The organism is Thermodesulfobacteriota bacterium (assembly GCA_040756475.1).
In the GTDB taxonomy this organism is placed as follows: Bacteria; Desulfobacterota; Deferrisomatia; order Deferrisomatales; family JACRMM01; genus JBFLZB01.
This window is the reverse complement of the sequence record JBFLZB010000169.1, coordinates 1-9,927: the sequence shown is the minus strand read 5'-3', so window position 1 is coordinate 9,927 and position 9,927 is coordinate 1. Positions and strand designations below refer to the sequence as shown.

The following is a 9,927-nucleotide window of genomic DNA, read 5'->3' as shown; positions in this document are numbered from 1 at the left end:
CATCAAGCGGAAAGTGGCACGTCGTGTGCCTACAGATTTCGGCCGCCTGCGAGACCCCGGCCTTGGATTTCCGGGCAAAATCCGCCGCCGATCCCTCGAAATGTGCCTACCGAGCCGGAACTCAGGTTACAGTGGGTCCGGCTCCGGGTGGCAGCGGGGGCTTTCGACAGCGAGACCATCCCCCAGGACCTCAAGCGGCGCTGGATGATCGACTGACACGGCTCGGTTGAGCCCGACCCCGGGGGTTTGTCTCCTTTCCTCCGGGCCGGCCTGGGGCCCCCTCCGTGGCATGGCGGAGGGGGCCCCACCTTTCTTGTCACCCGGGCGCGGTATCTGAGCCCCGTGCGGCTCCTGGGTGGCTCCCCCTTCCCTGAACTGCTACCTTACCTCTGACGCCCACCCCACGACCCTGTGTTCGCTCACGCGGGAAGGAGTGATCATGCCGACCGGCTGGCTAGAAACAAAGGATCGGGTTCTCACTCTGGTTGATTTTGTGGGGGGGCCAGCAATTCGAAACATTCTCTTGCTAGTAATCGCGCTCCTACTGCTTCGGGGCTTGTCCATGTTTTGGAGATTTGGCTTCGGGTTTCAGATGTTCATTGAGAAGAGTGTTGGCGAAGCGCTCGAACGCATTGGTCATATAGAATCTATTCTATCATCAAATAAGAATGCAGAAAGGGATGATTTCTAATGTCAGCTAAAGAGCATAGAGGTTTTGCCAACTTCGAAGTGGACCAAGCAAGAGGGTCTGTTTGTAGCGGCATAAACGGCGTCCGCACCAAGCGCAGCAAGATGATCTACGAAGTGGACCTGCGAGTGGATCTAAACAGACACAACGCATGGGATCTCCTGGAGGAATTGCAGCGCCAATTAAAGGAAGAGAATGATGAGATTTCATTCAATATTGGGGGGCACTTTTTGTAGTAGGCGAAGAACCAAGGAGTGGATCGGCCGAAGAGAAGATGAAGAGGGACGGGCCCACGCCCGCGATAACCTGTGACGGCTGAGCAGCGCCTAGCCGGCGGCCGGTTGATCGCGAATCTAGATGCCCTACGCGGCCTCTGCCCGAAGAAGCGCGATCGCCTCAGCAGTGCAGTTTTCCGCCCGCGGATACCTCATGAGCCTGCCCTGCCCCGACGGGCCCGGGTGGCCGGCCCTCGGGCTGGTGGTCCACCGGACGCCTTTTCCGGCGCCCTGGCGATCGCGATGCAGAAGTGGGTGGGGGAGACCCTGTGTCTCGTGTGCGCCTGGGAGGAGAACACATGACCCGCCCCAAACTGCTGTTCGCCCTGCTGGTGTTCCTTCTGGCGGCCGCGACGGCTGTCCAGAGTGGCGAGATAGATGACCTCAGGCGGCTCGCGGAGGCGGGAGACGCAGAGTCACAACTTAGGCTCGGCGTCAAATTTGAAAAGGGCGAAGGGGTCGCCTAGGACTACGCGGAGGCGGTGAAGTGGTTCCGCAAGGCTGCCGAGCAGGGGGACGCCAGGGCTCAGAACAACCTCGGGGTCATGTACGGCAAAGGCCAAGGGGTACCCCAGGACTACGCGGAGGCGATGAAGTGGTACCGCCGGGCCGCCGAGCAGGGGGGGCGCCCGGGCTCAGTTCAACCTCGGGGTCATGTACGGCAAAGGCGAAGGTGTGCCCCAGGACTACGCCGAGGCCCACAAGTGGTACAACCTCGCGGCCTCGGGATTGACCGGCGAAGACAGAGATCGCGCTGCCCGAAACCGTGACCACGTCGCGGAGAAGATGACCCCAGCCCAGATTGCGGAGGCGCAGCGGCTGGCCCGTGAGTGGTGGAAGGATTTTGAGAAGAGGCGGGACTAGAAGCGTCGAGCCCGGAGAGCGCCCGAGATGACTCCTCGTGCGTCTTAGCTGGGTCAAGCCCGCGACGCCGCCGGCAAGGCCGTGGGGGGTCTCCGGATGGAGACGGGAATCAACCAGCATAACCTCCAGCAAATGTACCGGGGGTTATCGGCGACGCCCGCGACTTGGCCGTCGGGGACTACCTTACAGGCACCAATGGGACGACAGAAGCTCTCCGGATCGGATATCCCGGAATCGTACACGCGGAAGCCAATACCACGGAGCCTCGGCACACCAGGGCTTGGTGACAGCCTCGAGCGTCGCATCTCGGTCCGGGAAGGGAATGCGCTCGAGGTCCGACCGCTCAACGTAGAGGTCGAGCTTGAAGGCAAACCGATGCTGTGCGCGGATGTTCGCTGAACTGAGGGCCTGGTACGCACCGTAATCCACGGCCTGAGCGGCCGTCTCCATCTTCTTCCGTGCGACGCGCATCGGGTCGAGATCAAGTAAGGGGGCGACCAGACCGATCAGAATAAGCCAGCACACTACTGCCGCAAGCACCAACCAGAGAAAGCCACTCCAGAGAAAGCCAAGAAAGCCAATAAAGTCGTCTTCCATGGTGCTTTACCCCCTTCACAACGAGTGCCTCGGCGAGTGACCAGCATGTTGCGTGCTGGTCGCCTTCCAAGTGGCGCAGGTAATCCGAGCACCCCAGACAGATCGGCCCCCAGGCGGGCAGCCCGGGGGGGCAACCTTGCCACGCGAGGGGGCCGAACTGTGGGAGCCGAGCCGCTCCCTTTACCCTGTTTTCCTTCCCTGCCTGTCTACAAGGCGTCTACATGGCCGAAGGGGAGGATCAAAAAAACGTGGTGAGCCGTGCAGGGATCGAACCTGCGACCACCTGATTAAAAGTCAGGTGCTCTACCGACTGAGCTAACGGCCCACGTTGCGAACGGCGTGCCAAGTGCCAAGTGCCGGGTGCTGAGTGCCGGGCATGGGGTGCCGAGTCCTGGCTTCTGACGTGGCGCGCGGAACTTGACACCCGGAACGCTATCTTCACCTCTTCAGGTGCCGTATGAATCCGCTATGAGCGCCTTGATCTTGTCGCACCGCTCGGTCAACGGGGCAAAACTATCGCCGTTCAGGTAGCCGAGGTCAAGGGCAAGGTAGCACAGGCTCTTGACCTCGGCGGTGGAACCCCGAGCGATGGTGAAGAAGTGGATGCACTCCTTCGGGGTTGCTCGGGCGAAGCCCTCGGCGATGTTTGCCATCACGGAGACCGCGGCCCGCTGGATCTGTTCGCGAAAGCCCCTATCGTGGCACGCGGCTAGCCCGCCATAGACCTCCTTGTCGAGCGCCCGTGCTTCCTTCCAAGAGTCGAGATCCTCGAATCGGTCGATACGCACGTCGAGTGCTGAGTGCCGAGGAGCGTTGTGCCACGTTCCGCGTGCCAGGTTCCACGTAGCAACCCAGGAACCGGAACCTGACACGTGGAGCTCGGCACGAGCCCTTCCTCACGTGGCACGCGGAACGCGGCACGTGGAACGCTATTCTCCGAACGGATTCGCCAGCTCGATGGTGTCCTCCCGGCCGGGGCCCACGGAGGCGAGCACCACGGGGCAGGCGGTGGCCTGGGCGATGCGGTCCAGCAGGCGGCGGGCGTTGGCCGGGAGGTCGTCGAGGGCACGGGCGCCGGCGATGTCCTCCGTCCAGCCGGGAAGGGTCTCGTAGACGGGGCGGCAGCGGGCGACGTCGTCGGCCCGGCGGGGAACGCGGTCGATGGCGGTGCCGTCCAGGCTGTAGCCCACGCCGACCCGCACCTCGTCGAGCCCCTGGAGGACGTCGAGCTTGGTCACGGCCAGGCCGGTGAGACCGTTGAGGCGGCAGGCGTCGCGAAGCGCCACCAGGTCGAGCCAGCCGCAGCGTCGCGGGCGGCCGGTGGTGGAGCCGAACTCGGCGCCCCGCTCGCGCAGGCGGGCCCCGGTCGCGTCGTGGAGCTCGGTGGGGAAGGGGCCTTCCCCCACCCGGGTCGCGTAGGCCTTGGTGATGCCGATGACGGCGCCGATGTCCTTGGGGCCCACGCCGGCGCCGGTGCACGCCCCGCCTGCCAGGGTGTTGGAGCTCGTGACGAAGGGGTAGGTGCCGTGGTCGATGTCGAGGAGCGTGCCCTGAGCCCCCTCGAAGAGCACGTTGTCTCCCGCCGCGAGCCAGCCGTGGACCAGGGCGGCCACGTCGCCGATGTAGGGCCGCAGCTGCTCCCCGTGGGCTTCGAGGGCGTCGGCCGTGGCCTCGGGGTCGAAGGTCTCGGCTCCCAGGTGGGCGAGCAGGGCGTTTCGCTCGTCCAGGAGCTGGCGGACCCCTTCGCGCAGCGCCGAGGGGTGGAGCAGGTCCCCCACGCGGATACCCCGGCGGGCGGCCTTGTCCTCGTAGCAGGGGCCGATGCCGCGCCCGGTGGTGCCGATCTTCCGGCCGCCGGCCCGGGCCTCGCGCGCCGCGTCGATGGCCTTGTGGCACGGGAGGATGAGGTGGGCCGCTTCGGAGACGACCAGGGCCTCGGGGCGGGGGAACTTCCCCTTCTTGCGAAGCCCTTCGATCTCGCGCAGGAGCACCTCGGGGTCCACCACCACCCCGTTGCCGATGCAGCACACGGTGCCGGGGTTCAAGATGCCCGAGGGGATGAGGTGCAGGATCACCTTCTCGCCCCCCACCACCAGGGTGTGGCCCGCGTTGTTGCCCCCCTGGAAGCGGACGACTCCCCGGGCCTCCCGGCTGTAAATGTCGACGATCTTCCCCTTGCCCTCGTCGCCCCACTGGGCGCCGATGACGGCTACGCTGGGCATCGGCTCACTCCTCTGCGGTCTGCCGCAGCAGTTCCTCCGGGGTCGCGCTGCGGCGCTCCCCGGTCTCGAGTTCCACCAGGAGGACGGCATGCTCGGGGCATCCTTCGGCCCCCAGGACGGCGGCCCAGCGAAAGCCCTGCTCCCGGGCATGGGCCAGGGAGGCTTCCAATGGGCGGCGAATCAGGTCGCGGGCGGCCCGCACCGACCGGGACCGGAGCTCGCGCGCGAGGCCCAGGGCGTCGGCACGGGAGGCCCGAAAGTTGATGATGAAGACCCCCTCGGGCCGGTGGGGTTGGGCTTCGCCCTGGAGGCGCAGCGCCTCGGTGACCGCCAGGAGATCGAAGGAAAACCCGGTGGCCGGAAGATCCAGCCCGTAGAGCCCCAGGAGGCGGTCGTAGCGCCCCCCCCGGCACAGCGGCGTGCCCAGGGGATGGACGAAGGCCTCGAAGATCACGCCGGTGTGGTAGTCGATGCCCCGCAGCTCCCCCAGGTCCACCGTGAGGTGACGGGAGAGGCCGTGCATCTCCACGTAGGACACCACCCGGGCCAGGTTTTCCAGGGCCGCCCGGCTGTGGTCCGACTCTACCAGGGCCGCTGCCCGGTCCAGCACTTCCGGCCCGCCGGCCAGCAGGGGAAGCTCGGCCAGGAGGCGCTTCTTGGGGTCGGAGAGGGGCAGGCCCTCCAGGAGGAGCTCGAGCTCGCTCACGTCCTTTCGGGCCACGCAGCTCGTGACGGCCTCGACCTGGGCCGGATCGAGCGCGCAGCCGGCGAGGACGCCCCGGAAGAACTCCACCTGCCCCACGTCCACCTTGAAGCCGTCGACCCCCGCTTCTCCCAGGAGCGCGGTCACCAGGGCGATGGCCTCGGCGTCGGCCTCCGGGTCCACCACGCCCAGGAGCTCCGCCCCCACCTGGTGGAGCTCGCGGCTGCGGCCCTTTTGCGCCGCCACGTGGCGTACCACCGGCCCCTCGTAGCACAGGCGAAGCGGCAGGCTCGCCCGGGCGAAGCGCGAGGCGGCCATGCGGGCGATCTGGGGGGTGAAATCGGGCCGCAGCGCCAGCACGTGGCCGGTCGCCCGGTCGACGAGCTTGTACAGCGCCACCTCGTCGTTCGGGTCCGCGAGCGCCCGGGAGAAGACCTCGGCGTACTCCAGGAGGGGAGGAACGGCAGGCCTATAGCCCCAGCGCCCCATGGCCAGGAGCAGTTTGCGCCGCAGGGCGAAGAACCGCCCCGCGGCCTCGGGCAGGAGGTCGCCGAGGCCGGCGGGGAGCTCCCGGTGGAGCCCGCCCCGGGTCCCCCTCGCCTTCTCCCCGGGGAGGGCGCTCACGGAACGGTCCTCACAGATGGGCCTGGGTAACGCTGATCACGTGGGGCAGCCCGCGAAGCTCCTGGAGGATGTCCTCCCCCGCAGGGCTGTCCACGTTCACCACGGTCACGGCGCGCCCCCCCACGGCCTCCCGGCCGAAGGCGAGCTGGCCGATGTTGATGCCGTGCTTGCCCAGGGTGGTGCCGATGCTCCCCACCAGGCCCGGCCGGTCGTAGTTCCAGAAGACCAGCAGGTGCCCCTGGGGGATGGCTTCGATGCCGATGCCGTCGATCTCCACCACTCGGGGCTCCCGCTTCCCGAAGATCGCGCCCGCCAGGCTGGCGGCGCCGGAAGCGGTCTCCACCCGGAGCCGGATGAGGGCCGAGTAGTCCTCGCCCGCCCGGGCCAGGGTCTCGACGACCCGGATGCCGCGCTCCCGCGCGACCACGGGGGCGTTCACGAGATTTACGCGTCCCCCCAGGCTGGCCGACAGGAGGCCCTCGAGGGCGGCCGCGGTGTAGAGGCCCGTGCGGCCCTCGGCGGTCTTGCCCGAGTACTCGAGCTCGACGGACGTGAGGGCCTCGGCGCCGAGCTGGGACTGGAGGCGGCCGAGGTTGCGGGCCATGTCGAGGTACGGGCGCATCTGCTCGAGCATCTCGGAGGGCACGCTCGGCACGTTGACGGCGTTGCGGATGGTGCCGTTGACCAGGTAGTCGACGATCTGGTCGGCCACCTGCAAGGAGACCGCCTCCTGGGCCTCCACGGTGCTCGCCCCCAGGTGGGGCGTGCAGATCACCCTCTCGTGGGTGACCAGCGGGGTGAGCCCGGGGGGCTCCTTGGCAAAGACGTCCAGGGCCGCGCCCGCGACCTTGCCGCTCTCGAGGGCCGCGAGGAGGGCCGCTTCGTCCACGATGCCGCCCCGTGCGGCGCAGACGAAGTAGACGCCGTCCTTCATCTTGGCGAACGCCTCGGCGCCGATGAGGTTCTTGGTCTCGTCCAGGAGGGGCACGTGGATCGTGACGATGTCGGCCCGGCGCAGGACGGCATCGAGGTCGGCGAGCTCCACCCCGAGCTCGGCGGCCCGGTCGGGGCTGATGAAGGGGTCGTAGGCCAGCACCTTCATCTTGAGGCCCAGGGCCCGGTCGGCGACGATGGAGCCGATGTTCCCCAGGCCAACCACCCCGAGGGTCTTGCCGCAGAGCTCGTGTCCCTGGAACTTCTTCTTCTCCCACTCGCCGGCCTTCATGCTCACGGTGGCCTGGGGCACGTAGCGCACGAGGCTCATCATCAGCGCGAGCGCGTGCTCGGCCGTGGTCACGGTATTGCCGCCCGGGGTGTTCATGACGACCACGCCGCGCTTGGTGGCGGCGGGGACGTCCACGTTGTCGACCCCGATCCCCGCGCGGCCCACCACCTTGAGGTTCCCGGCGGCCTCCAGGACCTCCGCGGTCACCTTGGTGGCGCTGCGCACCACGAGGGCGTCGTACTGGCCGATGGCGGCCACGAGCTCGGCGGGCTTGAGGCTCGTCTTCACGTCCACCTGGAGGCCCGGGGCGGCCCGGAGGATCTCGATCCCCTGGGCGGAGAGGCTGTCGCTCACCAGTACCTTCTTCATCGCGCGCTCCCTCCCAGCACTTCGAGGGCCGCCCGCACCCCGGCGCCGAGCTGCACCGGGTGGCCGAGCCCGACGAGCGCCATCTCCAGGGCCGCCACGGCGGTGACCACGTCGAAGGTGTCGGCATAGCCCAGGTGGGCGATGCGGATGATCTTGCCCTTGGCCTGGTCCTGCCCGCCCGCCACGGTGATGCCGAAGCGTTCGCGAAAGGCCTTCTTGAGGGCCTGGCCGTCCACTCCAGCGGGCATCTTCACGGCGGTGCAGGCGTCGCTGGGGCTCCCGGGGGCGTAGAGCTCCAGACCCAGGGCCCGGGCGGCGGCGCGGGTGGCCTCGGCCAGGCGGGCGGTGCGCCCGAAGACGCCTTCCAGCTTCTCCTCCTGGATCTGGCGGAGCACGTCCGCCAGGCCCACGACCAGGCTCACCGCGGGGGTCCAGGCAGTCTGGTTCTCCTGCTGCTTCTTCCTCTCGGCCTTGAGGTCGAAGTAGAAGCGGGGCAGGTCCGAGGTGCCCATGAAGCCCTCGGCCTTCTCGCTCCAGGCAATGAAGGCGAGCCCCGGCGGGAGCATGAGGGCCTTCTGGCTGCCGGTGACCAGGATGTCGATGCCCGCGGCGTCCATGGGCAGCTCGAAGACACCCACGGCCGTGATGCCGTCCACCACCAGGAGCACCCCAGGGCGGTCCTTGGTGATCTTGGCGAGCTCCCGCACGGGGTGTTCCACGGCGGTGCTCGTCTCGCTCGCCTGCACGTAGACCGCCCGAATCTCCGGGTCGGCGTCGAGGGCGCGGCGCACGGCCTCGGGGTCGACGGCCTGGCCCCACTCCACGGGAATCTCCACGCCCTTGCACCCGTAGGCCTTGAGGATCTTGCCCCAGCGCTCGCCGAACTTTCCACCGTTGACGAAGAGCGCCTTGTCTCCCTTGCGCAGGAAGTTGGTGACCGCGGCCTCCATGGCGCCGGTGCCCGAGGCGGCCAGGATCACCACGTCGCGTTGGGTCTGGAAGAGGTACTGGAGCCCCTTGCGGCAGGCCTCGAAGACGGGTTTGAACTCGGGCTCCCGGTGGTGGATGATCGGCCGAGCCATGGCCAGCAGGGTGTCGGGGGGTACCGGGGTGGGCCCCGGTGCGAGCAGGGTGGTCTTCTTCACAGCAGTTCCTCCAGTCAAGAGCGTGCAGACGCGGATGGGATCGGGGGAGCGGGTTTCGCCGGACGGGCAGCGTCCGGCAAACCGCATGACGCTATCAAAGGGCCCTCGCAAACGTCAAGGCGCGCAGCCCTGGATCCACCGCCTGGGTGGCGAGCGGGGTCCGGGAGCCCTTACACTCCGCCCCGCAATCCGCGATATTCGGAGGCGACGTCTCCGAGGGAGCCGGTGCGCCGAGCCTCACTGGTTTCGGCCGAGCTGCCGCAGTTCGGTCGAGGCGGCACGGGGCTGCGCTCCAGGACTCCCGAACCCCGCCCCAGGATGAGGTGGTGGATCCTGGCGGCCCTTTGGGCACACGCGCAGGTACCCGAAAAATCGGGCGTCACCCCTCCTCGGGACGGCCGCGCTCAGTCGGGATCCGGCGATCCTTCCGAGGAAGGCTTCTCCTTCGAGGCCGGGGTCTTGGGTTTTCGTGTCGCGGCGCGGGAGCGGGGCTTCTTTGCCGCCGGCGGGGCCTTGCTCCCGGCTCCGGTCTCGCCACCCGCCCCCGACGGCTCGGGGGCCGGGGTGGCGGCGCCGGGCGCAGCTTTCTTGGGAGCCGCCTGCTTCCTGGAAGCCGCGGGTTTCTTGGCGGCGGCCGGTTTCTTGGCGGCGGGCGGTTTGGGTTCTTTCCCTGGAGCCGGGCCAGCCGGGGATACGCCTGCCGGTGCCGGCTCCGGGCTCGATGCGGGGGCCGGCGGCGTCACCCGAGGAGCGGGTTCGCCCGCGGGCGCGGAGGCTGCCGGCGGCGCCTGGGTCTGCGAGCTCGCGGTGGTCGGCTTTCGCTTGCGCCGGGGCGGCCGGCGCTTGGGGGGCGCCTCAACCTCGGGAACGGGCTGGACCAGGGGTGCTGCGCCCCGGACGGGCTGGGGTGCACGTGCGGCCGGAACAGACGAAGCGCTGGGAGCAGACGGGACCGGCTCCGGGGCGGTCTCTGGGGCCCGGGGCGTGGTCGTTGCCGGGGCGCCCCCCCCAGCGGCCTCTTCTTCCTTCTTTCGCCTGCGGCGCAGGCGCCGCTTGGCGGAGGGGGAGAGCTTCTTGGGGGCTTCCTCGGCTCCCTCGCCGGCAGCAGAAGCCACGGGCGCAGCGGCGGGCTGCTGCACGGGCGGGCGCGGCAGGGGTTGCGCTTCGGGGGCAGGCTGGGGCTGGGCCGGCGCCGGGGTGGCAGCGGCAGCCGGG

The 9,927-nt window shown here is 68.6% G+C and carries 9 protein-coding genes, 1 tRNA gene and 1 pseudogene; 4 read left to right on the top strand and 7 right to left on the bottom strand.

What is annotated here, in order from left to right; translation table 11 throughout:
- Nucleotides 1–690: 690 nt before the first annotated feature.
- The 4 genes and pseudogenes from AB1578_18655 (at nt 691) to AB1578_18640 (ending at nt 1,827) form a co-directional block, all read left to right on the top strand.
- Complete coding sequence (locus AB1578_18655) at nt 691–924, top strand: hypothetical protein (GenBank protein ID MEW6489915.1); 234 nt, start codon at nt 691–693, stop codon at nt 922–924.
- Between the two features lie 338 nt (nt 925–1,262).
- Entirely contained in the window at nt 1,263–1,430 is a 168-nt protein-coding gene (locus AB1578_18650) for a hypothetical protein (protein ID MEW6489914.1), read from the top strand.
- Between the two features lie 15 nt (nt 1,431–1,445).
- Nucleotides 1,446–1,538, top strand: a pseudogene (locus tag AB1578_18645) (hypothetical protein).
- Nucleotides 1,539–1,617: 79 nt separating this feature from the next.
- The gene (locus tag AB1578_18640; GenBank protein ID MEW6489913.1) at nt 1,618–1,827 is read left to right on the top strand and encodes a hypothetical protein; all 210 of its coding nucleotides are present in this window, start codon (nt 1,618–1,620) and stop codon (nt 1,825–1,827) included.
- 183 nt (nt 1,828–2,010) lie between these two features.
- On the opposite strand, the gene AB1578_18635 is transcribed toward AB1578_18640, so the two are convergent.
- The 7 genes from AB1578_18635 to AB1578_18605 form a co-directional block, all read right to left on the bottom strand.
- On the bottom strand, nt 2,011–2,424 hold the full coding sequence (locus AB1578_18635; protein MEW6489912.1) for a hypothetical protein: 414 nt from the start codon (nt 2,422–2,424) through the stop codon (nt 2,011–2,013).
- A 249-nt stretch (nt 2,425–2,673) separates the two neighbouring features.
- Nucleotides 2,674–2,749 (bottom strand) — tRNA-Lys (locus AB1578_18630).
- A gap of 121 nt (nt 2,750–2,870) precedes the next feature.
- Nucleotides 2,871–3,212 (bottom strand): four helix bundle protein, encoded by a 342-nt coding sequence (locus tag AB1578_18625; GenBank protein MEW6489911.1) that lies wholly within the window; start codon nt 3,210–3,212, stop codon nt 2,871–2,873.
- Nucleotides 3,213–3,353: 141 nt separating this feature from the next.
- Nucleotides 3,354–4,646 carry an adenylosuccinate synthase gene (locus AB1578_18620; GenBank protein ID MEW6489910.1) on the bottom strand — a complete coding sequence of 431 codons (1,293 nt, stop codon included), beginning with the start codon at nt 4,644–4,646 and terminating at the stop codon, nt 3,354–3,356.
- Nucleotides 4,647–4,650: 4 nt separating this feature from the next.
- Nucleotides 4,651–5,973 (bottom strand): ATP phosphoribosyltransferase regulatory subunit, encoded by a 1,323-nt coding sequence (hisZ, locus tag AB1578_18615; protein ID MEW6489909.1) that lies wholly within the window; start codon nt 5,971–5,973, stop codon nt 4,651–4,653.
- Nucleotides 5,974–5,983: 10 nt separating this feature from the next.
- A complete protein-coding gene (gene serA, locus AB1578_18610) occupies nt 5,984–7,567 on the bottom strand; it encodes a phosphoglycerate dehydrogenase (GenBank protein MEW6489908.1) in 1,584 nt (527 codons plus the stop codon).
- Entirely contained in the window at nt 7,564–8,712 is a 1,149-nt protein-coding gene (locus tag AB1578_18605) for an alanine--glyoxylate aminotransferase family protein (GenBank protein MEW6489907.1), read from the bottom strand. Before AB1578_18605 ends, serA begins: the two co-directional genes overlap by 4 nt.
- Nucleotides 8,713–9,927 lie beyond the last annotated feature (1,215 nt).